The 25006-nt window shown below is 56.9% G+C and carries 27 protein-coding genes, 1 tRNA gene and 2 pseudogenes; 12 read left to right on the top strand and 18 right to left on the bottom strand.

The features are described from left to right. Positions 1 to 4: 4 nt before the first annotated feature. Positions 5 to 640: a hypothetical protein gene (locus GDA65_02795; GenBank protein MBA5861625.1), complete on the top strand. Its 636-nt coding sequence runs from the start codon at positions 5 to 7 to the stop codon at positions 638 to 640. Continuing rightward, the gene (holA, locus tag GDA65_02790) at positions 615 to 1763 is read left to right on the top strand and encodes a DNA polymerase III subunit delta (protein ID MBA5861624.1); all 1149 of its coding nucleotides are present in this window, start codon (positions 615 to 617) and stop codon (positions 1761 to 1763) included. The genes GDA65_02795 and holA overlap by 26 nt, the downstream gene beginning before the upstream one ends. On the opposite strand, the gene rpsT is transcribed toward holA, so the two are convergent. Then, the gene (rpsT, locus tag GDA65_02785; GenBank protein MBA5861623.1) at positions 1747 to 2022 is read right to left on the bottom strand and encodes a 30S ribosomal protein S20; all 276 of its coding nucleotides are present in this window, start codon (positions 2020 to 2022) and stop codon (positions 1747 to 1749) included. The two genes, holA and rpsT, sit on opposite strands and share 17 nt — an antisense overlap. A 112-nt stretch (positions 2023 to 2134) precedes the next feature. Here rpsT and pyrF point away from each other — a divergent pair, with 112 nt between their 5' ends. After that, the gene (pyrF, locus tag GDA65_02780; protein MBA5861622.1) at positions 2135 to 2854 is read left to right on the top strand and encodes an orotidine-5'-phosphate decarboxylase; all 720 of its coding nucleotides are present in this window, start codon (positions 2135 to 2137) and stop codon (positions 2852 to 2854) included. A gap of 125 nt (positions 2855 to 2979) precedes the next feature. Continuing rightward, positions 2980 to 3056, top strand: a tRNA-His gene (locus tag GDA65_02775). Between the two features lie 161 nt (positions 3057 to 3217). On the opposite strand, the pseudogene GDA65_02770 reads toward GDA65_02775, so the two are convergent. From GDA65_02770 to GDA65_02720, 11 genes and pseudogenes are all read right to left on the bottom strand, one after another. Beyond that, positions 3218 to 3931 (bottom strand): annotated as a pseudogene (locus GDA65_02770) (tyrosine-type recombinase/integrase). Between the two features lie 6 nt (positions 3932 to 3937). Beyond that, a pseudogene (locus GDA65_02765) lies at positions 3938 to 4273 on the bottom strand (hypothetical protein). A gap of 102 nt (positions 4274 to 4375) precedes the next feature. Beyond that, complete coding sequence (locus tag GDA65_02760; GenBank protein MBA5861621.1) at positions 4376 to 4711, bottom strand: hypothetical protein; 336 nt, start codon at positions 4709 to 4711, stop codon at positions 4376 to 4378. 3 nt (positions 4712 to 4714) lie between these two features. Beyond that, positions 4715 to 6037 carry a replicative DNA helicase gene (gene dnaB / locus GDA65_02755; protein MBA5861620.1) on the bottom strand — a complete coding sequence of 441 codons (1323 nt, stop codon included), beginning with the start codon at positions 6035 to 6037 and terminating at the stop codon, positions 4715 to 4717. Next, complete coding sequence (locus tag GDA65_02750) at positions 6031 to 6981, bottom strand: hypothetical protein (protein ID MBA5861619.1); 951 nt, start codon at positions 6979 to 6981, stop codon at positions 6031 to 6033. Before GDA65_02750 ends, dnaB begins: the two co-directional genes overlap by 7 nt. Before the next feature lie 18 nt (positions 6982 to 6999). Then, positions 7000 to 7344 (bottom strand): hypothetical protein, encoded by a 345-nt coding sequence (locus GDA65_02745; GenBank protein ID MBA5861618.1) that lies wholly within the window; start codon positions 7342 to 7344, stop codon positions 7000 to 7002. Positions 7345 to 7415: 71 nt separating this feature from the next. Then, positions 7416 to 7619 carry a MerR family DNA-binding transcriptional regulator gene (locus tag GDA65_02740; protein MBA5861617.1) on the bottom strand — a complete coding sequence of 68 codons (204 nt, stop codon included), beginning with the start codon at positions 7617 to 7619 and terminating at the stop codon, positions 7416 to 7418. Between the two features lie 131 nt (positions 7620 to 7750). Next, on the bottom strand, positions 7751 to 8347 hold the full coding sequence (locus GDA65_02735) for a hypothetical protein (GenBank protein ID MBA5861616.1): 597 nt from the start codon (positions 8345 to 8347) through the stop codon (positions 7751 to 7753). Between the two features lie 261 nt (positions 8348 to 8608). Then, entirely contained in the window at positions 8609 to 9322 is a 714-nt protein-coding gene (locus GDA65_02730) for a recombinase family protein (protein ID MBA5861615.1), read from the bottom strand. Positions 9323 to 10202: 880 nt separating this feature from the next. Further along, entirely contained in the window at positions 10203 to 10538 is a 336-nt protein-coding gene (locus GDA65_02725) for a hypothetical protein (GenBank protein MBA5861614.1), read from the bottom strand. A 22-nt stretch (positions 10539 to 10560) separates the two neighbouring features. Continuing rightward, positions 10561 to 11178 carry a hypothetical protein gene (locus tag GDA65_02720; GenBank protein MBA5861613.1) on the bottom strand — a complete coding sequence of 206 codons (618 nt, stop codon included), beginning with the start codon at positions 11176 to 11178 and terminating at the stop codon, positions 10561 to 10563. 325 nt (positions 11179 to 11503) lie between these two features. On the opposite strand from GDA65_02720, the gene GDA65_02715 reads away from it, so the two are divergent. Both GDA65_02715 and GDA65_02710 read left to right on the top strand, forming a co-directional pair. Next, entirely contained in the window at positions 11504 to 11719 is a 216-nt protein-coding gene (locus GDA65_02715) for a hypothetical protein (protein MBA5861612.1), read from the top strand. A 43-nt stretch (positions 11720 to 11762) separates the two neighbouring features. Further along, positions 11763 to 12155: a hypothetical protein gene (locus GDA65_02710; protein MBA5861611.1), complete on the top strand. Its 393-nt coding sequence runs from the start codon at positions 11763 to 11765 to the stop codon at positions 12153 to 12155. A gap of 107 nt (positions 12156 to 12262) precedes the next feature. Here GDA65_02710 and GDA65_02705 read toward each other — a convergent pair whose 3' ends face one another. The 5 genes from GDA65_02705 to GDA65_02685 all read right to left on the bottom strand — a co-directional run bounded on the left by GDA65_02705 (position 12263) and on the right by GDA65_02685 (position 16757). Then, positions 12263 to 12757 (bottom strand): DUF91 domain-containing protein, encoded by a 495-nt coding sequence (locus GDA65_02705; protein ID MBA5861610.1) that lies wholly within the window; start codon positions 12755 to 12757, stop codon positions 12263 to 12265. 1132 nt (positions 12758 to 13889) lie between these two features. Continuing rightward, a complete protein-coding gene (locus GDA65_02700; GenBank protein ID MBA5861609.1) occupies positions 13890 to 14084 on the bottom strand; it encodes a hypothetical protein in 195 nt (64 codons plus the stop codon). A gap of 239 nt (positions 14085 to 14323) precedes the next feature. After that, positions 14324 to 14671 (bottom strand): hypothetical protein, encoded by a 348-nt coding sequence (locus GDA65_02695; protein ID MBA5861608.1) that lies wholly within the window; start codon positions 14669 to 14671, stop codon positions 14324 to 14326. Further along, a complete protein-coding gene (locus GDA65_02690) occupies positions 14668 to 14856 on the bottom strand; it encodes a hypothetical protein (GenBank protein MBA5861607.1) in 189 nt (62 codons plus the stop codon). Before GDA65_02690 ends, GDA65_02695 begins: the two co-directional genes overlap by 4 nt. 257 nt (positions 14857 to 15113) lie before the next feature. Beyond that, entirely contained in the window at positions 15114 to 16757 is a 1644-nt protein-coding gene (locus GDA65_02685; protein ID MBA5861606.1) for a hypothetical protein, read from the bottom strand. A gap of 300 nt (positions 16758 to 17057) precedes the next feature. Between GDA65_02685 and GDA65_02680 the strand changes: the two genes are divergently transcribed. The 6 genes from GDA65_02680 to GDA65_02655 all read left to right on the top strand — a co-directional run bounded on the left by GDA65_02680 (position 17058) and on the right by GDA65_02655 (position 21103). Beyond that, positions 17058 to 17432 carry a hypothetical protein gene (locus tag GDA65_02680; GenBank protein ID MBA5861605.1) on the top strand — a complete coding sequence of 125 codons (375 nt, stop codon included), beginning with the start codon at positions 17058 to 17060 and terminating at the stop codon, positions 17430 to 17432. Positions 17433 to 17587: 155 nt separating this feature from the next. Next, positions 17588 to 17932, top strand: coding sequence for a hypothetical protein (locus GDA65_02675; protein ID MBA5861604.1), 345 nt, complete (start codon positions 17588 to 17590; stop codon positions 17930 to 17932). A 187-nt stretch (positions 17933 to 18119) separates the two neighbouring features. Then, positions 18120 to 18488: a hypothetical protein gene (locus tag GDA65_02670; protein ID MBA5861603.1), complete on the top strand. Its 369-nt coding sequence runs from the start codon at positions 18120 to 18122 to the stop codon at positions 18486 to 18488. Between the two features lie 284 nt (positions 18489 to 18772). Next, a complete protein-coding gene (locus GDA65_02665; GenBank protein ID MBA5861602.1) occupies positions 18773 to 20074 on the top strand; it encodes a glycosyltransferase in 1302 nt (433 codons plus the stop codon). 57 nt (positions 20075 to 20131) lie between these two features. Continuing rightward, positions 20132 to 20839, top strand: a complete 708-nt coding sequence (locus GDA65_02660) for a hypothetical protein (protein MBA5861601.1) — start codon at positions 20132 to 20134, stop codon at positions 20837 to 20839. A 42-nt stretch (positions 20840 to 20881) separates the two neighbouring features. After that, positions 20882 to 21103: a hypothetical protein gene (locus tag GDA65_02655; protein MBA5861600.1), complete on the top strand. Its 222-nt coding sequence runs from the start codon at positions 20882 to 20884 to the stop codon at positions 21101 to 21103. 54 nt (positions 21104 to 21157) lie between these two features. Here the strand turns inward: GDA65_02655 and GDA65_02650 are convergent, their stop codons facing one another. Continuing rightward, a complete protein-coding gene (locus GDA65_02650) occupies positions 21158 to 21982 on the bottom strand; it encodes an HAD hydrolase family protein (protein MBA5861599.1) in 825 nt (274 codons plus the stop codon). Positions 21983 to 25006: the final 3024 nt, after the last annotated feature.

Below are 25006 nucleotides of genomic sequence, written 5' to 3'. Positions count from 1 at the left end.
TGCCGTGCGCCGATATCTTTTGCTGCTGGTCTTGTGCTTGTGGGCGATGAACAGCGCCGCCTGCGGCTATCAGTTCCGTGTGCAGGGCGCCGGCCCCACGGTGGGTGGTGCGCCGGAGCCGGCGGCGAAGCGATCGCAGGCGCCGCGCCTGGCCATTCTTCCCATCGCCAACAGCACCTACGAGCCGAATTTCGAGATCAAGCTCGCCAATTATTTGCGCCGGGAGTTTTCTTCGGGTGCGGGCGCGGAAATTGTCGGTCCCTCTGCCGGGGCAGACTTGTACCTGTCCGGCCAGATCATGCAAATTTCGCTGCCGACCTTGAGTTTCGATCAGACCACGACATTTGAAAGCCGGGTCGAGATGTTGGTGAGTGTGCGGATCGAGGATGCCAAAACCAAGCGGCCAGTCTGGTCTCAGGTCGCGAAGGGAACCTCGGAGTTTTTTCTGACGCAAGACCTCCAATTCAACCGTGTGCTGCAGAATCGAGCATTGGAACAGGCGGGTCGTTTCGTTGCGGAAGATCTGGCTTCCCGGTTCTTGCTGTTTCTTGATACCGGTGAACTGGACAAGATGTTGAAGCGTCCCGTCAAAGCCGAGGCACTCCCTGGCGGCAATGCACCGCCTGAGCCGGCTCGATAATGTCCCTGGAAGGTTTCTGAGGATGAGTACGTCGGTCATGAGCATGGAGCTGCCCCAGTCGCTCGCGCGTAGCGGAGTGATGCCGCTGTATGCGGTGGTGGGGGAGGAAGATTACCTGCGCGACCACTCCGTCGCCGCGCTTCGCGCCGCCGCCTTAGGCGCGGGATCTGAAAGCGGATTTAATTACGATATCTTTCACGGCGACGATTCTTCGATCGCCGATGTCTTAGCGTGCGCGGCAGAAATTCCGGTATTCGCCGAACGCCGCGTGGTGGTCTATAAGTCCTTGGAGAAGCTGCCGGCTCGCGAAGGTGAAAAGCTGCTCTCCTATCTCGCATCGCCGAATGACACCACGACTCTCATCGTGGTGGGGGCCAAGCTGGATGGCCGGCTCAAATGGACGCAGGCCTTAACGAAACGGGCGGTGACCGTCAATTGCGCTCCGCTGCGTGATGCGCAACTCTCCACATGGATTCGACAGGAAGCGGCCACGCTGGGTGTGCGCCTGCACGAAGAGGCGGTCCAGCTGCTCAGAGAGGTGGGGGGTGAATCACTCTATGCCGTGAAGCGAGAGCTGGAGAAGCTTGCCGCCTATGTGCCGTCAGACCGGACCGTCCAATCGTCGGATGTGGAAGCGCTCAGAGGAACCGAGCCTGGCGCATCGGTGTTCGATCTCTTGAACGCCATAGGCGCGCACGACCATGGGCAGGCGTTCAGGATTCTTGCAAGGAATGTCGAGAATGGAGAAGCCCCGCTCCGTATTCTCGGCGCGCTGGTCTGGCAGTACCGGCGTCTGTGGAAGATGACGGAGCTGCTCAAATCCGGCGGGCGAGAAGGTGAGGCTGCGAGGACGTTTCGGATGGATCCTTCGCGAGTGCGGGGCTTTTTTGCGCAATTCCCTGATGATCACATGATGCAGGCGTTTGACTGGTTCTTGGAGACGGACTCCAAGCTCAAGGGCGGGAGCGGAAGTAGCCCTGTTCGTGTAATGGAAGATCTCTTGTTTCGACTCTGCGGGAGGTCATCGAAACCAGCGCCATCAGTACAGCGGGTACCACCGGCCTCGCGCCCGTCGGGTTCGAGACCGGTGTCGAATGTCAGAACGATTATGCGGAAGCGGTGATGGCGTTTACCCGCACAGCGAGCCGGGACACTCGGCGCGAGGCCGTATTCGGCTTCAACACGCCTTTAGTGACTGCTTTGCTCAGGGCTGCAGTGGCAGCACGCAAGGTGGCTTTTGCTTCGTCTGGCTTCTTCGCCGCGATCGCATCCTGAACTTTGCGGAGGATGCTGCGAACCGAGCTGATGGTCGCGCGGTTGCGCAAGCGGCGCTTCTCGGATTGACGAGCACGTCGAATCGTGGATTTGTGGACAACAGGCATACGGATTCTCCTACGTTCAAAGCTTAAGCTTGTAGCATAGATGAAGAAGAGAGGTCAAGGATGCTGAAAGGAGTCAGCCGCTTCCGGACCCTCTGGGAGGCAAGGCAGAATCATGATGACGCAAATTGACGCACGGGATCGGTTGATTGTCGCACTGGATGTCCCTTCTGCCGGCGAAGCGGAGGCGTTGGTTGATTGTATGGGTGATCAGGTGCGATTCGTGAAAGTGGGCCTGGAACTGTACACGGTGGCCGGCCCGGACATCGTGCGGACGCTGGTCGCCCGCGGCAAGCGCGTGTTTCTTGATCTCAAGTTCCTCGATATTGAAGAGACCGTTCGGCGCGCTACGGCTCGGGTGGCCGCCATGGGTGCGGCGTTTTTGACGATCCATGCGAACCGAAAGGCCCTAATTGCAGCTGTGCAAGGCCGCGGGCAATCCGACCTCAAGTTGTTGGCGGTGACGGTCCTCACCAATTTTGATGGGGAAGATTTGCGGGACATGGGTTTTCAACGGACTGTCCGGGATTTGGTCACCGCCCGGGCGATGTTGGCGGCCGAAGCGGGGTGCGATGGAGTGGTCGCGTCCGGCGAGGAGCCTGAGGCCATCCGTGCAAAGGTGGGATCGAATTTGCTCATCGTCACTCCGGGCGTCAGGCCGTCGGGCAATTCTACGGATGATCACGCGCGGGTGACGACACCGACTCAGACCATTGCCGCCGGGGCAGATTACCTGGTGATAGGCCGTCCCATCCGTGACGCGCAGGATCCTCCCCTTGCTGCGGCCGCCATTCTGAAGGAAATGCAAGCGGCGTTCGATCGCCGGGGGGCGTGAAAGTTGGGAGTGGCCTGCTAAAATACGCGCGCAAGAAGGTGTTGTCCGCGCGGGTCGATGAGGAGGGCGGTTGCGACTGTTCTACAGGGTTTGTTAAGATGCGCGTTCTCTGCTGACAGTGTGTGGTGGGTGTAGCTCAGTTGGTTAGAGCGCCGGATTGTGGATCCGGAGGTCGCGGGTTCGAAACCCGTCACTCACCCCAACAGTTCTCTCCGTAACTCCTGGATACATCGAGTAATCTGAGAACCCAGTCACTGGCCCCGGTTGCGCTGGTTGCGCCGGGGTTGCGGATTGGGCCCCGCCAAACCATGCCGCGGCCGGAGTATCGAGCCGGTCCACCGCTTGTTTGTTGCCTCCCGGAATCAGGTGCCCGTACAGATCCACCGTTACCTGAATCGAGGAATGTCCCATCTGCTCTTTCACGTACACCGGGCTTTCGCCTTGCTGCAGCAAGAGTGAGGCGAACGTATGCCGGAGATCGTGGAATCGCACCTTCCTGAGCTTCGCCTTCGTGAGCAGGCCATAAAACACCCGATCGCGCAGGTTGTGGGGATGCAGGAGCCCGCCGACCTCACTGCAGAAGACCCAGGGCGGGGTTTCCGCCCAATGGCTCGCTGCGGCCTCAATTTGGCGCTCTGTGAGGAGATCTCGCAGCGTCTGGGCCAACTCCCTGGACATGTCGACGCGACGGCTCTCGCCGCTCTTTGGCGTAGTGAGCTTGAAGTGGGTGTAGTTGCGCCGGACCTCAATGAACCGGCCGTGCCAGTCGATGTCGTCCCATTGGAGTGCGAGCAGCTCGCCCATGCGGAGCCCAGTCCGGACGGCGCAGAGAAACAACGGGAAGTAGCGAGGCAGCTTGGCCTTGGCGGTTTCGATCAGCAGGGCTACTTCCTCACGCGTCAGGGGAGCGATCTTGTGACGCTTGGTGATCTTGGGGAGGAACTTCCCCGGCTTCAGTGCCGTGTTTGCCGTCACATGTCCATCTTCCACAGCATGGCTGAGAAGGCTGCTGAGGCATCGGACGATGTTCTGCATGGTTTTCGCAGATTGACCTTTCTGAAGGCCAGCTAGGGCCATGGCTTTGACCTTCTCACGGGAGATGTCCTGCAGGTCGAGGAGCTTCAACGTCGGTAAGATGTCTCGATCCAACAGCTTCTTGTAGTCGTCATAGGTCGTGTGTTTCCGTGTGTGCGCAATCCGCTCCAAGAAAATCTCCGCGTAGCGTTCGAGCGTCATGCCGGATTTCTGGCTTTGAAAGGCTGGTTGCCCAAGGGCAAGGCGTGCCTGGATCTGCTGGGCCGCCTGTTTGGCCGCCTTCTTGGCCGGCTCGCCGACGCCAATCCGCTTGGCCTTCCGCATGCCTTGGTGATCGATGAAGATCCACCAGGCCCCTTTCCATTGCCGAATCTTCACGCCCATGGGGTTGACCTCTCGTGCGAAGGTGCGGCCTCGCACCGTTGTGCTGGGATCCGTCTATCGTGAGTGCTCAGCTCCATTCGACCATGCTCCGGCGCCATCCTATCAAGACGGCTGTTTGCTGAACAAACCGTCCAGGACATCATCAACGAGTGTGCCCAACTCCGTCGAGGGTCGGACGGTTCGAAACTGATTGATCCAGACATCGAAATCCTCTCGCCGGATGAGAATCTTGCCCCCGATACGATGATGGGGCAGTGGCGCCAGAGGATCAGCCAGGCGGTCCCGTAACCAGCGCACCGAGCACGAACTGTAAACGGCCAAGGCTTTCAAGTCGAGGTATCCAGGAAGGTGCAGGGCTGACGAGGTGACCAGCGCCAAGCATCCTCGGTCCCCCAAAGACACACCTGGTTGTAAGGCACTCGCTTGATGCTGTCTCATCAGTCAGTCCGTCGGCAGATCCTCGAACTTGGCAAACCGGTCCACGAATCTCAGTCGGCGGTCGCCAATCGGGCCATTGCGGTGTTTGCGAACCAGTATTTCAGCAATCCCCTTTTCCTCTGTCTCTGGTCTGTAGGCTTCTTCCCGATACAGGAATAGCACCACATCGGCGTCTTGCTCGATCGCTCCGGAATCACGCAAGTCCGCTAAGACGGGGCGAGGGTCGGTGCGCCGTTCACAGTCTCGCGAGAGTTGGGACAGCGCGAGCACGGGAATATCTAGCTCCTTTGCCAGCAACTTCAGTTTGCGAGAGGCATCTGCAATCCCCTGCTGCCGTGAGTCTGCGCGAGGAATATGAAGTAGCTGGATATAGTCAACGATCAATAGATCTAACCCTTCTCGTGCTTTCAAGTGGCGGGCCTTCGCTGCAACCTGCTCGACGGTGAGAACCGATGAATCGTCGATCCAAAAGGGGAGAGTTTCGAGACGCTGAGCCGCTTCTGCAAAATGCCACCATCCTTGGTGGCTTAGCTTCCCCGTCCTGAGCGCATGCACATCAATCGGTGCGCCCATTCCATGTAATCGGATTCCGAGTTGCCGTCGGGACATTTCTAGAGACAGCACACCCACCCGATAGCCAGCCTTCGCTGCAGCAAGGGCAGAACCGAGGGCCAGGCTTGTCTTTCCCATTGATGGCCTCGCAGCCAGAATGATGAGATCGGACCGCTGCCATCCTCCGAAGAGCGTGTCCAGGGACGAGAAGCCAGTCGGTATTCCAATTGTCTCGTTGGTACACTTTGATAGATGGTCAACATGGGAGGTTACTTCTCGGGAAATTTCGGCGAGCGAGCACCAAGCGTTTTCATCGCGGCCGCATGAGAGGCGAAACAGTTGTCGTTCGGCCTCCTGGAGCAGATCCATTGTCGGAGCTTTATCATAAGCGCCTTGGGTGATGTCCGCGGCAAATCGGATGAGGTGCCGGCGAATCGCACAGTCTCGGACAATTCGAGCGTGGTGTTCGATATTGGCGGCTGATCCGACGATTGTGAGCAACTCGGCCAGAGCACTTCGCCCCCCGATCATCTCCAGTTGATGCTTGCACTCAATCCAGTCTCCAACAGTGACCAAATCGATTCCCTCGTTCTGGCCAGCAAGGTCTGCAAGAGCGTCGAAAATGATCCGATGTCGGCCGTTGTAGAAGTCGTCACGGGCTAAGAGCTCTTGAGCTAGTGGGAGGGTGGACGGGCTGAGTAGTACGGCTCCTAGAACAGCCTGTTCGGCTTCCAGGTCGTGCGGTTGAACGCGAGGCAGATCACGGGTCAACATGCTGTGACTCCGAGATTTTGAGCCTGGGAGAGATGCGTTTCGCATCGAGGCTCAGATGGTCGGCTATGTGGACTAGCCGGCTGGCCGCATGGTCGCAAGAACCGGTCCCCCTGAAGTCGTTTGGTGCAGGTCAGAGCAGACAGAGACTCACTTGCGGGCTCTTCTGGAGTGATCCAATCCCGCCACGGCTCGTCTTTCTTTCCGGTCTGCAGGAAGCGGTGGGGATCTTTTATTCCGACGCTCTTCTGGACCAGTTCACTGGCAGCATAGTTGCGGGTAGCGACAAGCACGAGCTCGCGGTCCTGAAGGCTGAGCGATCCGAACTTCCTCTGGGCTTCTGGTTTTCCAACTCGCTTCCCGTTCCTTGATGGGTAGGACTTCCAAAACTCCTCAAAGTCATGATCGACCGCCGAAGGCGTCTCTTTATTCTGTTCCTGTTCCTGTTCCGGTTCCTGCTCCTGGATCGGACATGGTTTCGACTTGGCATGTCCGATGCCATCCGACATGGCATGTCCCATGGCATCCCCGATGGCTTGCCTGAACGCATCCGACCGACCATTGAGATAGGTTTGGCATCTAGCAACGAGCATTGCCTTCTCCGGGCATTCCGGAATCAAGTTCATCGCCTGTGGCCAAGCCTTCGTGACTGAATTGGGCCCTTCGGGTTCGTTGTAGCGAAGGAATTTGGGCAGAGCGAGGTAGCAAGCCTGCTCATTCACCTCAAGCATTTCTTTTGATAAAGCAGGCCGGATCGCGACACGAAACCGTTTAAGCGGCCAGCCCAATTCTGCAGCGAGACCTGGAAAGGTCGTTCGCATTGCGCCGACCGCAGTCATGTGAGGATGAGTTAAGAGAAAGAGGAAGGCGAGTTTTCCATCGTCAGTGAAGGCCTGGAAGTTCTCGTCGTTCCAGATTTTTGTGTCGATCTTTCGATAGCGTCCCATGATTTCCTCGGAAGCGTACTAGGCGCAGCCGCTCAAATTTGTCGTCGTATATTGTGTGGATGCCTTGCGGCATTCCGTTAACAGATCTTGAAGGCGGTTCACTTCTGTCTCAAGGCGTGCGCAGCGGGATTCAAGCAAGGCGGCTTTGGATTTCCACCCAAGAAGTTCTTGCCGAGCAGAATCTAGCAGTTGATGATCATAGGTCACCGTGTGGCGAACTCGTCGGTAGGGCTGCGATAGGTTGATGACGGGATACGTCAGCCCCTGGGCAGCATAATGATTGCGAAATGAATCACTAACAGGAAAGTCAATCAGATCAGGATGCGATTGAGTTTTTGGGTTGGGGGTGGTATTTACTTTCAAAGGTGAGTCATCCTCTCCTCAGTTAGGCCGCGCTTCGAGGTCGCACTCGGGCGCGGCGTGTATTAGTTGTTTTACTTGTCCGTTCCTTCCCCCCGTAGACGGGTTTGTCGTTCCATTGCCAACCTCTCGACTTCGACTGCTCGGAAGATTCGACGACCACCCGGTGTCCGTATGGCGAATAGGTGGCCTCTACGCTCTAACGATCGAACGTTGTCTGGTGTGCAATTGAGAATCTTTGCTGCGTCGAAAGTAGCCAGAAGCCGTTCGTCGTCCATTGACTCTCCTCCCTCGTGAATCCATGTTCACGGATCGTGAACATGGGTAACGTAGCCGATAACCGACAAAAGTCGCGACCACACTTCGAGCCTCGAAGTGTGGTCATGGATTTGCTGGGAGGAAATAAGACCTATTTAGGATTGCCTCGGCGGCGAAGGAGTCGCTTAAGGAGGGATTCGCTGGTGGTCGGATGCAGATATTCCATTATCAGGGCACTCAGCTTGGTACTGGATGTCTCTTCACCGACCTTTTCTAGAATCTCGTTCAAATCTTGAGCTGTTGGGGCAGGCTGGTGATGCCAGCAGGGCATACCCTGAGCCTCAGAGATCATCGCCGGCAAATGCTCCTTGCACCACGCCTGTCGCTGGGATCGCCGGATGTAACCTCCTGTCGGGTAGCGGTGGGTATGTTGAAAAGCACGCAGTAGTTCATGTTGTCGACGAAGAGTCCTAGGGTGGCAATTTTTCTTGCCAGTAAATTGGCGGAAAGTTTCAAAATCATCCTGCAGCTCGTCAGCTGAGAATGGTGCCGGGTCCCAGAGCCAATTAATTGAGATCACGGCCTGTTCGAGAGGTGGCCGGTCATCGATGGCACACCTATATTCCAGAATATCCAAACGTCCATGCACTGATGCAAACCGGCGCAATGCCTCTGCCGTGGTCTTATCATGTACGGCGAGTTTGTCGATCGCCAAGTTGAAGAGAGCACGTCCTGTAGAAGGTTTCATGGGGAACTCTTCAGGGGGCCCCACTCCGATTTTGCCTACCAAGTCTAAAAGCGCGACTCTTCTTGTATACGTTTCGATCAAGCCCGGACGAGATGGGGAGTTTTTATCAGCTGTGGGAGCTTGCGATGAGCGAGAACGATGGTGAGACATATCCTCTTCCTAGGTGAGGTCCTGAATGAAACGGTGGAGGCACCAGCGCCAGGAACGCTGGCCGATCGGTTCATGAGGCCGATCGTTAGCCTCCGTTTTAGGCAAATCAAGTCATGCCGCTACATGTGTGACACTCGATTGCATGAGCTTCTCTCGACGCAGGATATTTCCAACCGCCTGCGGCGACCACGATACCCCTGTTTTCGTCAGGAATCCATGTGCGGTCATGGCGGAGGCAATTTTTCGTCGCCCATTTCCCGCAGCTCGTTGAGCTAGCATGAACCGAATGCCTTCTTGTTCTGACGAATTTGGGATGAGACTTTCTCCATCCGGTGCCAAGTCATATCCATAAGGGATGCGACCACTGATTCGTTTCCCCTGATTGCGGAGATGGCCAAGGGCACTCTTCGTCCGCTCGGCCACCAGGTCCGCCTCAAATTCACTCAACACGCTGAGCATGCGAAACACCATTTTTCCGGCTGCCGTCGTCGTGTCGATGCGTTCGCTGAGACTGACCAAGTCGGCGCCGCTCTTATCAAGCCGTTCACTGATGACCAGGGCATCCTTGGTCGATCGAGCGAGCCGGCTGAGACTGTACACGACGAAGGCGGCCTTGTGCTTGCAAGCCTGTGTCAGGCCTTGCTGAAGGCCCGGCCGATTGTCAGAACGACTGCCGGATAGGCCGGCGTCGACAAATAGGCCCATCAACTCACACCCATTCGCCTGACACCAGGCCTTGATTTTCGCTTGTTGAGCTTCAAGGCTGACACCGTCTCGTGCTTGCCCTTCTGTGGAAACGCGGCAGTAACCGATAGCCTTCATCATCGTCCTCCCTCCTAGGACTCTGACGCGTGCAATGACCGCTCAGTCATTGCACACCGGATGATTTATGCTGCTTGCATAGTGTTGGCCCCGCGGCTGCGCTTTCTCGCGGGTGTGCTACCCGTAGTCCCTAGCGCCTTCGCGTGTAGCACGATCTCTCTCTCGACAATCGGGTACTGCCCACCACGGTTTTGGAACGGGCGATTCGGTATCGCAAATTTATTCTGAACTTCTGCCACTTCCATAAACCCGTCGATCAACGCATTGACAGCTGCATCCAGGAACAAGAGGCATGCACGTTTGCTCGGGAATGGACCGTATCTCCGGACGCATAGGCCGGTAACTGAAATCCGTGTAAACCATTGGGTTTCTCCGGCGGGTGTCTTCACTTTCACAAACCACTCCGGTCGAGGGTGTTCTTCGAGCATGACAATTCGCCGATCGTCTTCGGTCAGAACTGACTGAGCTCGTTTCGTTCGACGATTGCCTACTTTGTGTGACATGGTGCTTCCTCCTTGTGTGTGTGGGTGCTCGTTGGCCGATCGATCCTTCGCCTTGCCTTTCATACCAAGCACAGTCGCGGTTTTCCTGCCGGTGGTAACTGGGGTTCCGATATCGCCCTGTCTGTACGCCCACGAAACGGAAGGGGGCTCTTAAATTTATCTGGCACCGGTGTTATCGTCGCCTTCGCTAAGAACGCATTCGGATGCCATTGCCGAAGCCAGCGAAGCTTCCTTTGTCCATCCTTTTCGCAGGTGCACGTTAGACCGCTGCGCTCGAACCACTTCTCTTTGGTCGGGTCGCCGCTCCGATAGTCCGGCGTGGCCTCGCAGACGATCCAATAGGTTTTCGTCTGTCCGATGCTATCAGGTTGATTCATGCGTCAGGCTCCTTTCTTTCCATGGCTCTGAGGAGCCCGGTCATGTTCATGATCGGCGCCATCCAAGGCAGACAGCACGCTCTCTCTTACCGCTTTGAGTTGTTTCTCCAACAAGCGTAGGCATGCGCAGAGATCGTCAATGTCCACCACTCCGGTCATCGCGTCATGCCTCCTCATCTCCCCAAGTTGAGACATGACGGATACGGTCCCAGTGATCTCCTCAAGATCGATGGAGAGATCAAAGAGATAGCTCTCACACGTTCCAACGATCTCATTCGACGCCGACACATCTTGGAGTTGCACAGCCGTCATTTTCTTTTTGTTCTTCTCAGTCTTCATATCGCTCCCTCTCCTTTTGCCTTTAGAAGGGTGGTGATTGAATGGGATTATTGCCCGACACGTTTTCCAGTTCGGCACGATCCTGCCGGTTTCGATTAAGTGGGGGCTGCAGTGCCGCAATCCAATGTGCTTCGACCCGCAGCAGTTCGGCTTCAGGAATTGGCATGAACAACACTCGTTCCCAACATTTCCCATCGCGGCTGTGTTGTAGGAGCCGCGCAGCCAAGGTGCGCGTTTGGCCGACATAGGCCACCGCTTCATTGGCGATCAGAAAATATATGCATGGAGGAACCTCAACAGCGGGACATTCGCAAAGTCGTTCGTGAATGGCGGCCAATGACAGGGGGACTTCTTTTCTGACAGGTGTCAGGACAATGGGGCGGAGATAGAGGGGGAGGGGTGCCCCTTCGCACACCGAGGCCATGTGGCGAGAGATATATTTCTTGAGGGTGGCGAGCATGAACAAAGGCTCCCCGCCATCAATCCGGATATGAGGGACAATCATCGCATCGGCCAGTTCGTTTAGTCTGCCGGCCGATATGCGCACTTGTGCCGCAACTTCTTGCGCTGATTTCAGACCGGTGAGAGAGGGCCCCTCCACTGCGCCGCGAATGTTCTGCAACGCTCCCCGTGTTCCCATGGTGTAACTCCTTATTCATGTGATTCTGTTCGAGTGTTTGATCGAACTCATCGAGAGAGCGACTCTTAACTAACCTCCTTTCTGTTTTGGGGACGTGGCGTGGACGTGACCTGGAAGTGTTGATTGAGAAGGTGCCGAATCAAACCACTGGCGGTGGTGCCATCGCGGCGCAATGCGTCGAGTTTGGCTTTCAGCGGTCTTGGAATTTGAACCATGATGCGCTCCATCTGCATAAGTACCTCCATGCTGTGATAGTGAATGATAGCATGCTAGCAAGAGACAGCAGTATTGTCAAGCTGGATTGACCGGACAAAGGTGCTTGCGTATGCTAGCCCCCGCTATGGCCAAAACCACACGATCCGGTGATGAGAGCGACGACACCTCCGTCCTGTTTATTCGAGGCGTTCCGCGTACGTTGCAGGCAAAAATGAAAGCAATGGCCGCGCTGAATCAGCAGAGTTTAGGTCAGTACGTGATGGATCTCTTCGAGAAACACCTGGAAGAATTAGAGAGGAAGGGGTTGTTGCCGAAAGGAAAATAATCGCCGGTGTTAAGTCTTCTTAGGACGAGGTTTCAAGCAGACTATGAGTGATGACCAAACGAACCAAAAGCATCCAATCGAACGCTTGCTCGGGAAGCCCTTGCTGCCCTCGACGGAGCAGCGTCCGTACAAGATAACCGAGGAAGTGTGGGTGGGTCTCGACGATCTCGAAGCGATCGCCAAGAATCGGAACGCCTCTCCCAAGACCTCAGAGAACAAGAAGCCTTTTGATGCCCGCGAACTGGATTATCTGACGAGGATCGAGGCTGCGATGCAGAATCCCGTCCAGGCTTCGACCGTCAGAATGTGGTTGGAGAAGGCGCAAGCGGACGGACTGGACGCCCGACGTATCTACGAGGCCGCCGTGAACGCCAGGCCTCCGCAGTGGGAGCCGGCTCCTTCATTTGCTCAGATGATGATCAGTTCTGCAGGGTAAAGAAGTCACAACGTAAGGAATGGGCATAGCTGGCTGGTTCAGCGATCGCGGTTTCGATTGCTGATGCGGAATGGAATATTACCCAAATAGGAGTGGAGGATTGGCTTCTAGCCTTGGAATGATGGGGGAAGCCAAATTTTGCTTCTTGGAATGGGTGATTCAGTCGGAGTTTTCGTTCGGGCTTCCCATTCGGCATAGGTACTAGCAGTCTTCAACCGGGGAGTGAACTCGAAGGTAATTGCATACGAAATAAACTGAATGTCACGGGACACGATAAGAGCGGCCTCGGCTGCCGGATCAATAGACGCTGCGATCAGGATACCGCGGATGAACGTCTCCGGATGCTCGCCTCGAAGGGCACCCATATAGCTTTGTAGTTGGCCGATGGCATCACGAGTGGCGGTGCCCAGTTTCAGTTCGATAGCGACCAGGCTTCCCCGGCTATCCTTTGCGAGGATATCAATCCTTCCGAACGGCACCGGGTATTCGGTGCCTATAAGTGTCAGCTCCTCTTCGAGGGCGAAAGATAGATTGTTCGCTAAGTAGTCCTGCACGTCGCGTTCAATCGGACCGCGATTGTCACACTGGTTAGGCTCGGGCATGGCTTCAGCGGAGGTTATCCTTGTTGGGTAGGTTGACCATCATGGGCAACCTCTGACCGAATCTTATTGCGGTTTTTTCGCTTTATCAACGTTCATCTGACATGCCCGCTAGATTGGATGCGCATGAGCTATCCGGCGCCGTTCGGCAGCTGTATGAGCTGTGGATTTTCGCGGCCGGAATGGCACTGCTCTTGTGTCGGCGAATGTTCGCCCCGGATTATTGTGCGGTCGGCTGCACGTCCGTCCAGGGAGGCAGTCGCGCTGCGATTCTCGGACCGTTCTCTGAGACGAGTTGTTTGATGTATTGCGAGGGGTGATGAAAGATTCAGGCATAGCTGACATTCTAGCCGAGTCATGGCGCTGGAGGGATATGGCATGATCGTGTTCGCTGTCTATGGTAGTACGCAAGCACAAGCAGAGGAAGTTGCTGTTCAGTTGCAGGCAGGCCTCAGAACGATCTCCGCATTCGTAACTCCTAGGCCAGCCACCACGGAGAATATGGAGCGGTTTAAGTTTTCTGCGTGTCCGGCTATCGTGAAGAATGGGGTGCTGCTTTGGCAAGGCAGTTACCCTACTGGCGAACAAATCCAACAATGGGGTGCAGACACCTCGAAACAGTGTGATCAGGTGGAAAGGGCCACCGGGCAATTTGGCTATGAGGAAACCAATCCGATTCCAGCCGATGGGAATTGGTACTGCCGCCGACTGCGTTGCTCGCGTGGGCATCCATTCTGGTACCACCGATTGGGGTCCTCAGGCTCAAGTCCGGATGGGCACATCACTGATCGAATGTCCTTGTTATGCTTCGGCGGGGAAGCAAAAGTGATGCTTTATTTTGACATGTACCACAAGGGCCACTCCTCACTAGTTCCTGAAGAATTGACATTCGACCAGGAACCATTGGGCCAAGGTACCACGGCTGGAATAATCGCAAACTTTCCCATCGATCTCCAAAATGGGAGAAGCGAGACATAGTGTCCTCACGAGGGTGCCACTCATTGACTCAGCTATCGCCTGATTTCACCAATTTGACAGTCGTGAGAAGCAGAGCAGGAGGGCACCTTTTGCATCTCTCCTGGTTTTGCGAAATGGATACGTCCGCCATTATCGAGGCATGGATACAATGCCTTGCTCAAACAAACTCCACGAGAATCCGCTGCTGAATGGGGCCTCCATCTTCGCCTTTGTGCTCGATCGCCTGCAACCGAGCATGCATGTACGGCGCGGCTTTCGCGGCGATTTCTGCCGCCCGCTCGAGTAGCGACAGTTGATCGACGATCTGAGAATCTACCACCACGAAATCCTTTGGCTTCATCTGTTGCGCCATTGCAAAGAGTTCCTCGTAGGCATATTGCAGCACTTCCAGAGGGGTCTTGCCTGAGGCGAGGACCCTTTGCCGAACCTCGGCCGTTACCTTATTGGGTATACCTTTCTTTCTTCCTGCTCTCGACCGCCTCCCTCCATGTTGCTTGATAGATGCTGATTGTTTTTCAACATGCCCAATTCCCATAAGACCCCCTTTTCATGAGTGTAGATTGAGATACATCAGTCGGAAACCATGCAGGGCTATTGCCCCCGCACCATGCGCAAATAGGCTTCCTCAACGGTCAAGGTCGTCTCGCTTTTGATCGGCCCGGCATCCTTCCCCGTCAGTTCGATGCTCTGCAGCCTCGAATGCAAGTAGGGGAGTGCGTCCTTTTCGATGGCTGCAGCGCGTTCCAAGAGAGACAAGCGCCTTTCGGTGTCCTTTTCCTTATTGGCCGCTGCCATGAACTCCCCAGCGATCCAACGCACCACTTCGAGTGGGGATTTGCCGCTTTCCAGGATTCTCCGTCGAACCTCCGCCGTGATCTTATTAGGAACGCCTTTCTTGCGACCGGCTCCGGGGCGCCGCCCGCCTTGCCTGGACTTCACCGGCGCGTTCTCCTCTCTGGCGTGGGGATACACTTCGCGATCACAATTTTGGCTGCCATGATCTGAGCCGGCGTCATCTTGAGCCGGCCTTCTTTGTGGGCCTGTAATCGCTCCAGAAGACGGGCTGCTTGGAGCCGGGGCTCAACGTGTTCGTCGTTCTTCACCTTGTGTATTCGCGTGGCCATTACTTCTCCTCGGCAACGATCTTTCTGACGAGTGCCACATATTCTTTAGCTAACTCGTCCCCATTCGGTACGCCCGGGAAGGTTGGTGGCTGTTTCCAAGAATCCCACACTTCGAGGCGCTCCCTGAGGTACTGGAGATTGAACCGTCGTCGTGCTTGTGCTACGTCGCTCATCAGCTCCTCTCTGGGTCGAAATTTGCCTGCCACGAAACGTCAAGAGCGTGACAGAGGTACCGTTGCTTCACGATCAGATCTCAGCTACGCGAGCATTGCTCCTCCTATCAAGCCCGATGACCGGCTATCGCTAACCTTTTTGACTGGTTTTGAGTTTCCCAGAAAGACTCTCGCGAAAGCCTCAGCTCGGATTGCTCCGAAGGCATCATCTAAAATCGCGTGGACTGAGGAGCGTAACGTCTCGCCGCTAATTTTCCCTTCGGCATAATTTTCATACACATCTCGCAGATCGTATTGTTTTCTTGCCGTCAGGGTCGCGACTTCATCAGAGGCCATTAAGTCGTCGGGTTCCGTGGTGGGATCAATTTCTTTATCGACTAAGCCGGCGTAGAGGTCTGTCCCACCTTGACCCCTTGCCGATTCCGTCCTTTGCTGTTGCGGAAACATCGACGCTTGCGCGCGTGACTGAGGAACGGGACGTTCCACTGCTTTGGGACGTTCAATGACGTTCGGCCTCTCCATGGCTGACTGGTCGGTATCCCTGGACAGTGCCCGCGGCAATTCTCGCGGCACGTTGGCGATCACGGGAGCCGGTGCCGGTGCTGGCTTCGGGGGTGTCGGCACGGATTCCCCTGGCTGCTGCATCCCTGTCGGCCGCTGTCGTTCCATGGGCGCCATCATAGGCGATGGCGGAGTCATCGGAGGCGGCGGAGTAGCGGGATCTGGATGTTCTCTCATCGCTTCCATCGCATCTCGGCGAGTGGCTTCCCTGCGCTGCTCCGCTTCGGATTTTGCCCTGGAGAGAGTTTCCTCGCCCCGATTGATCGCCGGTGGAGGAGGTTGAGGAGTGCGCCAAGATTTTGGGAGAAATTCTTCAAAGGGATCCTTGATCTGCACGCCAGATCCGGCATCTCTGGCCGTATATCCCAGGTGCATCGCCGCTCGATCGAAGTGCAATTGGGCAAGTTTGAGCAGGGAAGATCGGTTCTTATCATCGAGCGTAGGATCATTGGCCATCTTCAAATATTCTTGGCCTTGCGCCTTCTCGAGAAGCGCCAGTTCCCTGGCCGTCTCGGACAAGTCGTTCTTAGCTTTCGCTCGTTGTATGTCCGTTTGGGCCGTGGCATTGGCCTCGATGGCCCGATGATGGGCTATGAGCGCCTCGTAATACTTGTTCTGGGAAGCTACGACATCCTTGCCATGCTGCTCGGTAATGTTTTGCCCCCGTCTCTGTACTTCCAACGATTCTTTGCCATGTTCCGCCGTGAGATCCTGTCCTCGCTTGGTGGTCTCGATCGTGGCCTTCCCATGCTCGGCGGTAATGTCCTGGCCTCGCTGGGTCGTTTCGTTCGCCTGGTCGTGGATCTGCGCGTTCGACTCCCGATTGCGTGCGTTCTCCGTACTGGTGAAATCGCGTTCCGCGGCTTTCTCCCCAGATTGATACCGATGCTCCAGATCGGTTTTCAGGATGTCCGATCCACGTTGCTCTTGGATCAGTCCGCGCTGAAAATCTTGATTCGACGCTTGCATTTTCTCGGCGTGCGCATATCCTCGCTGCTCTCTCGCGGCGGCCGCTTGTTCCATGAGCATCTGTCTGCGCTCTTCCATGGCCTGCCGCTCTCGCTGTAGCAGGGAGTAGCCAACGAGTTGCATACCATTCTGGGCAGCGTCCCCCAACCCTTTTCCGAGTCCTGATGCCATTGCCGCCGAGATTAATCCGTTCGCCATGAGCTACACTCCTTCCATTTGTTGTGAATCGAGCACTCAAAAGCGCTGTGTGCACATGAGGGTATGCCCCTCTGGAGCAGGTAGGTCATGACGTTGCCTCCTCCTTATCGGAACCATCTTCATTCCCCTCCGATGCCTGGTTGCGTCTGGTTGCGGATTTGCGTACAATTTGCTCAGTTTTGCCGCAATTTGCAGATGTAAGTTGTTGATTTGATTGATTGGGCTGGGTGTTCGGCGTATTTCGAAACCCGTCACTCACCCCAACCTGCGACAACGTGCAGGATTCCGGTCGGGGGTGCCATGTCTGCTGGCAATAAACAGCTCGTACCGTCCCTTCCGCATCGTCCTCCTGCTGCTGCCCCTGTCCGATTTCACGTGCGGTCCTTTCGTCGTTTTCCCGTCCAATGTTCGGTCTATTATTCCTGCGATGCCTTCCAGGGGAGCGGTGTCGCCTGGAATCTCTCTCTCAACGGTTGGCGTGTCGATGGGACGCATCCTGTTGACCTCGGAATGATTGTCACACTGTGTATCTTTCTTCCCGGTCAGCATCCGACCGTATTTGTCGACCGCGCGATTGTTCGCTGGTCACGGGGCCAGGAATTCGGCATTGAAGTGAATACAATCAAAGCCGATGAACAGGCCCGCCTCGAACAGTTCGTGACGGCGCTGGTTTAATCCTATCTCCGGTTCATAGTTTCAGTCAGTGTGTGGCAATGGATCTGTTCGCCCTGTCGGGAATGAAAATCTGCTTGGTCATTTGCGTCGAGTTCAGTAGACTGATCCCTGGTCGAGGCTGATGCCGCGTGGTGCCCATCCCCTCGCTCTAACCCATGGCCAAGTCACACACGTCCCGTTCACATTCTCGCGTGCCTGTCAGTTGCTTCCTCTATTATCTGGGGGAGGGACTGGTCGGTACCGGCAAAGTATGCGACCTCTCCGTCAAGGGTTGGCGGATCGATGGCGATAAGCCCGTCACGGTCGGCATGAAACTGACGTTGCGCGTGTTTTTGCCCGATCAGCCTAAGGCGATCGACGTGGAAGATGTGACTGTGAAGTGGGTGAAGGGTCGCCTATTCGGGTTAGAAACCGTCAAGCTGAGTGCCGCCGCTGAAGCTCGCATTCACAAATTTGTTCAAAGCGTCCTGAAATCAGCAGATTCCTCGCGCGTTGCATAATCAATCAGTTGTTTCCCTGTTGTCTGGTCTGGCTGTCGAGCCTGGGCTTCAGATCTCGCAAATCCTTCACCGAAATTCCCATCGTCGATTTCCACTGCGCCTGGAGTGTTCCGCGAATCCCCCGCTTTCGGGGACTATCCCGTAATCTGTTGTTTTTCATATTCTGCCGGGGCGTTTGCTTGGAGGAATGATGGAACAACAGAACCGTCCGCGTTTTATCGTCGAATGTACCGGATCACGTTCCGAGAACGGGTTGCTGGTCTGGAACGGCCGAATGCTCGATCTCTCGATTCCAGGATGGTCACGGACCGGACTGAAAGGGCTGCAAGCCGGGGATCTGCTTCAATTGCATCTGCATATTCCGGGCGAGCCCAAACCTCTGTCGGTGAGATTGGCGACGATACGCTGGGCGAGTGAGTCGCGGCTGGGAGTGGATCCCATACTCATGGATGCCGACGATCAGCTGCGATTGAGCGATTTCGTCAGTGCTCATGTGCCGCCGCCATCATTCAGTACGGATCGGAAGGAACAGATCGTCATTTCTGATGCCGGGTAAGCATTCCGCGATCCTTGCCGAACGACATTCCCCCCGCGTTCCTGTTCAGTAGAAACTCCGCTGAAGTTGAGTGGTCCCGATCACATCCGGCAGGATGCTTCTCCGTCGATCACACCGGAGAGAGATGACCGGGCGCCATGGTGTCGAAGCCGAATTGCTTGACATCCTTATGTAAAATGGTGTCTCTTAGCATAGACACCTTGTCACACAGACCGGCCTTTCGCCAGTTCACCTCGCTCATGTCATCACAGCGCTGCTAGGGCGGAGGCGTTCGAGATTGACGTATGACCCCTGGCCCTCAACTTCCTGATACGACCCATACCACCCCGCTGACATCCGACACCGAGGCGCAGGTTGATCAATTCGCCCATACGGATATTTTGGTCGGCATCCCCAGCTTTAACAATGTGGGAACGATCGGCCACGTCGTCAAGGCGGTGAGCGCCGGATTGGCCAAGTATTTCCCGGACGCCCGCGCCGTCCTCGTGAATTCGGATGGCGGCTCGACGGACGGCACGCAGCAGGTGGTGTCACAAACGGTCGTCGATCTCAAAACACTCTTTATCGGCGACCAGCAGAGCTCGCTCCATAAGATCATTACGCCCTATCACGGGATCCCCGGAAAAGGCAGCGCATTTCGCACGATTTTCGAGATTGCGCGTCGTTTGAAAGCCAAAGCCTGCGCCGTCGTGGATTCGGATTTGCGGAGCATCACTCCGGAATGGATTGAGCTTCTGGTGAGTCCGGTATTGGAACAGGGATATGACTACGTCGCGCCCTACTATCTACGCCACAAGTATGACGGGACCATCACGAACAGCATCGTGTATCCGCTGACGCGCACCCTCTACGGTCATCGAATCAGGCAACCGATCGGCGGGGATTTCGGATTTTCCGGCCAATTGGCGCAGCACTATCTAGACAAGCACGTGTGGGAATCGGAAGTCGCAAAATTCGGAATCGACATCTGGATGACGACGGAAGCGATCGCCAGCGGGGCGCGCGTCTGTCAGAGTTTCCTGGGGGCCAAAATCCACAACCCCAAAGACCCGGCGGCAGATCTCTCGGCTATGCTGGTGCAGGTGCTCGGCGCGGTCTTCGCGCTCATGGAAGATCATTATGCGGTATGGGGTAAAACGGACGGATCGAACGCCGTCCCGTTGTTCGGGTTCCAGTACGAAGTCGGTGTGGAGCCGGTCAACGTGAATGTCGATCGTATGATCAACACCTTTCGGCAAGGACTGAGCGATCTAGGCACGATCTGGGATCAGATCCTCGCTCCGGGGACCAGGCAGAGTCTGCGGCCGCTGGGAACCTGTTCATTGCAGGATTTTCGGATTGCCGACAGTCTGTGGGCACGGGTCGTGTACGACGCGGCTGTCGCCTATCGGAACCGTGTCTTGCCGCTCGATCACGTATTGAAAGCGTTCACACCCTTATATCTCGGACGCACCGCCTCCTTCGTGCTGGATACGCAAGGGCTCACATCGAGCGAGGCTGAGGGCCGCATTGAAGCGCTCTGCCAGGCGTTTGAAAAAGATAAATCCTATTTGGTGGCGCGCTGGAACGAGTCTCATGCCAGCTGATAGTCATGATTCGATCCATCTGATGGCAGGCTGCAGTCGAGGCCGGAGGAGGGAAACATGAAGGAATTTTTTGAGAAGGGGCTCCTCGATCCACTGGAGCTGATGGCGCGGCAGGTGCTCGCGGTTTTGCCGAGCCTCCTCGCCATGTCCATCATTTTCTTTGCGGGCCTGGTGGTGGCCTGGACGGCGAGTCAGGCGCTGGAGCGGCTTTTACGAGTTGTTGGACTGGACCGACTGTTTGATCGACTGGGCGTCACCGGCGCCTTGTTGCGCGGCGGGGTGAAAACCGATCCGTCTCGATTGGTGGGGCAAGCGGCCTATTGGTTGGTGATGATTTTTGCGACCGTCGCCGCATTGGGCGCGCTGAATCTTCAACCGATCAACGATTTCGCCAAGTCGTTCTTAGCCTATGTTCCTCACCTGGTCACGGCAGGCCTGATTTTGGTTGCCGGTTGGTTGCTCTCCAACTTTGTCTCCCAGGCCGTGCTGATTGCTGCGGTCAATGCGGGATTACCTCCCGCACGATTGGTGGCGACCTGCTCGCGATGGGGGATTCAATTGTTGGCGGTGGCTATGGCGCTGGAGCAGCTCGGTATTGCACAAAACATCGTGGTCGTTGGTTTCGGGATTACACTGGGAGGGATCGTCATGGCCGGGGCGATCGCATTCGGGTTGGGCGCGAAAGATTTGGCCAAAGACTATCTTGAGCGCGGGTTGTCGGTCCGGACACGAGAGGGCGCACCTGATGATCTGCGGCATCTCTAACCGCGGAGCAAGTCTTCGCTGGCCACTGACAAGGGATGGGGTATGACGAATAAGATTTCGGATATCGACGGCGAAGCCAAGGCGCGCCGCTGGCTGGGCGGGGAAGCGGCTGTGCCGCGGTATCCATACCGCCGCCCGAGCCGGTTCGTGTTCAATCGTTCACTGCTTGGGCTCGTGGCCTGTGCCATCGGCGCGGGATTTGCCGGAGGACTTGCGATAGGCCTGTTAAGCTGCCGAAGCACGAGGCCTCCGGACGGGCGCTGATCCCCTCGTCTCAATGTTCACTCACCAGCAGTGGAAGTATATTCCGTGCGATCGTCACAGGGTCGGCAGGAGATCAATGAGGCTCCGGTTCCATCCGACCGGTCCCACTCCATCGGCACGGATCAGATGGGGAAGCTGCACCTCCGGGTCATAGGAACCGTTCGGTTTTCGGACAAGGATGGGATAGTCCACGACGTCCAGCATGGGAAGATCGTTTAGGCTGTCTCCAAGGCCGACTGTCACGAGGGTTTGTCCCTCGGTTTGTGCCAACCGTTCATACCATTCGATCAGTCGCCGGCTCGCGATCCCCTTATCATTCGCTCCCATCAAATGGTAGAACCGGCCCCCGCGCGTACAGCGCAGGCCGCGCATGGTTACCGCTGCGAGCAGGTCCTGCCACACGATGCCCTCTCCATCAATCACGAACGGCTCATCGTACTCCCGTTGCATGGCCAACCGGGTATCCGCAACTGACAGTCTCGTGAGCTGAATCACCTCTTCAAGAGGTAGATCTCCAAATCCCCGCAATCCAGAACCAAGTTCTTGGCGGATGTCCTTCAGCGCCGTTCGAAGTTGAGCATAGGGAGTTCCAAGCTGGACGACCTGATAGTCGCCGCGGGGTATTGCTTGCTCAAGCGGAAAGGGAAATGTGCCGTTGGGGATATAGACGGCCCCGCCATTTTCGACAATAAATGAGTGGTGATTGCCCAGACTGCGGCGAAGTGGTTCCATTTCCGCACGGGTCTTGCTGGAGACGAGGATAAGCGTTGCGCCGCGTTGCTGTATGGCGGCCAGGGCCTCGGTGGCATCCTTGTGCGAGTAGGTGGTGGCGTCCAGCAGACTGCCGTCAAGATCAGAAAAAATGAGGATGCGTCGCATGTCGGTCAGGGTCTCCCTGCTGCAGTATACGGAACTCCCCCGGGTGGGTGAAATAGGGTTCCTGGGGTCAAATGACCCCGCGTCTGTGTCAAAACCGGCACAGGGAATTCTCCAATCAAGATCGCGCTGAAGAATGCCGAAAAGGAAAGACACATGGCCATGTCAGCCTCCGAACAGACCGTCAGCTGCAGGACGACCAACAAAGCTCAGGGATGCTTGTAAAGTTATAGGGTTACACCGTGCGATCCGACAAAAAACCTCCCCTGAAGTCCGATAAAAAAGTTCCTCCGAAGGTCCAGAAAAAGGGCAGCCTCGGCTACAACAAGAAGTCGGCCCTTCTCGAGGACGCGATCACACAAATGAACGCCGGCAAGTATGTCCGCGCGTCCTCCGCCCTCAAAGACCTGCTCGCGCTGGATCCGCTCAATGCAGAAGCCAGGCGTCTATTCGCCACCCTGCATCTGCGCCTTGGAAGCCTCATGAGCGCCAGGACGGCCTTCGAATCGCTGGCCCGGGAAGCCATGGAGCGGCAGGACTATTGGTTGGCGGAGTCGCTGTTACGGGAATATCTGACGGCAGGGCCACGATATGTCCCTTTCCTGGAAATGCTGGGACGCGTCTACGAGGAAAAAGGCGACGTCATGGCGGCGGTGGCGGAGTACGGCAAGGCGGTTGAAGTCCTGCTGGAAGATCCAGACACGGACAAACCCAACCATCCTAGCGACCTCTTCGCACGGATTCGTTCGATTGCTCCCGGGAGCCCGGTCTCGTTCCGTCTTGCCGCCATGTTTGATACGGTCACCGGGCAAGTCCTGCAGACGACACCGCAGCCTGCAGTTCCCGCTGCCGAGAGCGAATCTGCCCAGGCTGCAGAGGCGGCGGCTCCGCCTTGGGAGCACGTGGAGGCGTCTCCTTGCGACGTGCCTGGCGCACAAGACTCGCCTGTGTCGCCGGAAGAGTCACCGACGGACGGCATGGAGTCGGTCGTTCCCCCTGCCTCGCCGATCGAGGCGCTGGGAGTGATTGAGCCAGAGAAGTCTGTGCTCGATCACAATTCTGCCTCCGACACACCTGACTCGCATAGGAGTTTGGAACCGCCGGCTCCTGTTGAGCCTTCCTTGTCCATGGTGGACTCCACGGAAGAGACGAGTCAGCCTGCGGCTGAAAGCGAACCGCCCGGCATTGATCTGCTGCCGGCGGTGACGGGCGAGACCGAAGTGCTCACGCCCACGGCCTCTCCGGAGTCCTCGCCCGAAACTGTGTCCCTGGTCGAGGCCGGCGCTGGTCCGATTGCCCAAGCACCTTCGACCCCGGCGCCGATGCCGTGGGACCAGGTTGAAGACGTGGCCGTCGTGATTCCTCCCGCAACGGTGAGCCAGGAATCCCCGGTACCCCACGATGTGCCCCAAGCCGTTCCTGAGCCGGAATCGGTATCAATTCCCGACGTTGAAGCTGTGCCTCCTGCCATTGAAGTGCTGGCAGAGACCGGCAGTCATCCGATTGCTCACGCGCCTGCAAGTCCTGCCCCTATGCCCTGGGATCAGGTTGCAGAGGAGGCCATGGCGATACCTTCGCCTCCTGAGAGTCAGGTGTCGATGGTGCAGGAGTCCACAGCGGCGCCGTCTCCTGAGACCGGTTTGCCGCAGGCTCCTGCCAGTGCATCCGCGCCTCAGACCATCGAAGTGCTGTCGCAAACCGGCAGTCACCCGATCGTCGAAGCACCGGTGACTCCGGCCTCCATGCCCTGGGATCAGGTCGAAGAGAATCCCATTCCTATTCCTCCGCCGATCGAGCCGTCGACATCGAGCGTGGTGGAGCTTGTTCCGGAATCATCCGAGAAGGAGGAGGAGTCGTCACCAACGATTGAGGCGGTGGCTCCCGTCATAGAGGATGTCATGCGCCATGCAGAGGCGCCACCAGCACCACCTTCCGCTTCGAGCTCCTCAGAAATCACCTCGTCCGGGCTCTCCTGGGAAGAAATTCTCGCCGCGGTTGCAGCCATGCAGTCCTCGCCCGCGCAGACACTTCCAAGTGCGGAGCCGGACCCGGCTCCGGCAACCTCCGCCGCCGCGGATTCTGTCGAGATGACAGCGACGTTCTACGAAGCGCCGGCGCAGGAATCCTCCCTCGATTCGGGCAGCGCTTCACCGACGTTGTCCGGACCCATGCCCTGGGAACAGATCGAGGTGGAAAACGTCACCATTCCCAGTCAAGAGCCGGAACCGGAATTCGGTTCAGTCTCGTTAGCGGTTGGAGAAGCCGGAGAATCCGGCGGAGTGCCACAGGATTCGACGCTCATGGTACCCGCGGTGCCGGAGACGTCTGAGCCTGCAGCACAGGCGGAGTCACTGACGGTCGGCGGCGAACCAGTGCCGGAGGTTGCCGATGAATCGGCGCGCGGGTTCCGGCTTCTCTCACCGGACTCGCAGAACCAGCCGCACAATAATCCCCTCCCTGTTGCTACCGAGGCGCGTGAGGCGACTCTTGCCGAGAGTCCAACCACCTTGCCCGAACTTGAGCCATCCGCGGGGCGTGTGAAGGAGGAATCCACAGCAGTTCCCTTGCGTCTGCTGGAAAATGAAACGATCTCCCCGACAGCCGCAGGTGAGCCAGCTCGCGTCCAGGCGGACCCTGTCACGGAATTCACCATCGACGTCACGCGCGACGAATCGGTCGCGGCAGAGCCCACGGAGCCGTTGCTTCAGGTGGAGGAATCGCTTCCGCTGATGCGTGCGCAAGAGCTGACTGCCCCTGCGGACTTTGAACCGGTGGAGGAGACGGTCGCCGTTCCGACCTCAATGTCTCCCGTTGAGGATCACACGGGAGCACTGGCCGAACCGATTGTCCCGGAGCCACAAGCCGAACCGCCGGCGGATCTTCCGGCAATAGAGAGCCCGCCGGTTGCGTCGCTGGAGCCGATCGCGAATCTGGAAGAGCATGAGGTTGTCGATTCTCGGGCGCATGCCGCCGAAGTTCCATCTGTGGAGGTCATGGATGTTCAGACAGAGTCAGTTCAAGAACTCC

Origin of the sequence: Nitrospira sp. CR1.1 (assembly GCA_014055465.1) — a bacterium.
Classification (GTDB): domain Bacteria; phylum Nitrospirota; class Nitrospiria; order Nitrospirales; family Nitrospiraceae; genus Nitrospira_A.
This window is presented reverse-complemented; position numbering and strand designations above follow the sequence as displayed.

Coding starts and splice junctions, on each gene's coding strand:
- GDA65_02685 (MBA5861606.1), bottom strand. CDS start 16,757: ATGGCGAACGGATTAATCTCGGCGGCAATGGCATCAGGACTCGGAAAA.
- GDA65_02760 (MBA5861621.1), bottom strand. CDS start 4,711: ATGAGACAGCATCAAGCGAGTGCCTTACAACCAGGTGTGTCTTTGGGG.
- GDA65_02665 (MBA5861602.1), top strand. CDS start 18,773: ATGACCCCTGGCCCTCAACTTCCTGATACGACCCATACCACCCCGCTG.
- GDA65_02705 (MBA5861610.1), bottom strand. CDS start 12,757: ATGCCCGAGCCTAACCAGTGTGACAATCGCGGTCCGATTGAACGCGAC.
- GDA65_02680 (MBA5861605.1), top strand. CDS start 17,058: ATGTCTGCTGGCAATAAACAGCTCGTACCGTCCCTTCCGCATCGTCCT.
- GDA65_02670 (MBA5861603.1), top strand. CDS start 18,120: ATGATGGAACAACAGAACCGTCCGCGTTTTATCGTCGAATGTACCGGA.
- holA (MBA5861624.1), top strand. CDS start 615: ATGCACCGCCTGAGCCGGCTCGATAATGTCCCTGGAAGGTTTCTGAGG.
- rpsT (MBA5861623.1), bottom strand. CDS start 2,022: ATGCCTGTTGTCCACAAATCCACGATTCGACGTGCTCGTCAATCCGAG.
- GDA65_02675 (MBA5861604.1), top strand. CDS start 17,588: ATGGCCAAGTCACACACGTCCCGTTCACATTCTCGCGTGCCTGTCAGT.
- GDA65_02730 (MBA5861615.1), bottom strand. CDS start 9,322: ATGATGAAGGCTATCGGTTACTGCCGCGTTTCCACAGAAGGGCAAGCA.
- GDA65_02710 (MBA5861611.1), top strand. CDS start 11,763: ATGAGTGATGACCAAACGAACCAAAAGCATCCAATCGAACGCTTGCTC.
- GDA65_02660 (MBA5861601.1), top strand. CDS start 20,132: ATGAAGGAATTTTTTGAGAAGGGGCTCCTCGATCCACTGGAGCTGATG.
- GDA65_02700 (MBA5861609.1), bottom strand. CDS start 14,084: ATGGCGCAACAGATGAAGCCAAAGGATTTCGTGGTGGTAGATTCTCAG.
- GDA65_02740 (MBA5861617.1), bottom strand. CDS start 7,619: ATGGACGACGAACGGCTTCTGGCTACTTTCGACGCAGCAAAGATTCTC.
- GDA65_02690 (MBA5861607.1), bottom strand. CDS start 14,856: ATGGCCACGCGAATACACAAGGTGAAGAACGACGAACACGTTGAGCCC.
- GDA65_02750 (MBA5861619.1), bottom strand. CDS start 6,981: ATGGGACGCTATCGAAAGATCGACACAAAAATCTGGAACGACGAGAAC.
- pyrF (MBA5861622.1), top strand. CDS start 2,135: ATGATGACGCAAATTGACGCACGGGATCGGTTGATTGTCGCACTGGAT.
- GDA65_02725 (MBA5861614.1), bottom strand. CDS start 10,538: ATGAAGACTGAGAAGAACAAAAAGAAAATGACGGCTGTGCAACTCCAA.
- GDA65_02715 (MBA5861612.1), top strand. CDS start 11,504: ATGCTAGCCCCCGCTATGGCCAAAACCACACGATCCGGTGATGAGAGC.
- GDA65_02650 (MBA5861599.1), bottom strand. CDS start 21,982: ATGCGACGCATCCTCATTTTTTCTGATCTTGACGGCAGTCTGCTGGAC.
- GDA65_02720 (MBA5861613.1), bottom strand. CDS start 11,178: ATGGGAACACGGGGAGCGTTGCAGAACATTCGCGGCGCAGTGGAGGGG.
- dnaB (MBA5861620.1), bottom strand. CDS start 6,037: ATGTTGACCCGTGATCTGCCTCGCGTTCAACCGCACGACCTGGAAGCC.
- GDA65_02735 (MBA5861616.1), bottom strand. CDS start 8,347: ATGAAACCTTCTACAGGACGTGCTCTCTTCAACTTGGCGATCGACAAA.
- GDA65_02655 (MBA5861600.1), top strand. CDS start 20,882: ATGACGAATAAGATTTCGGATATCGACGGCGAAGCCAAGGCGCGCCGC.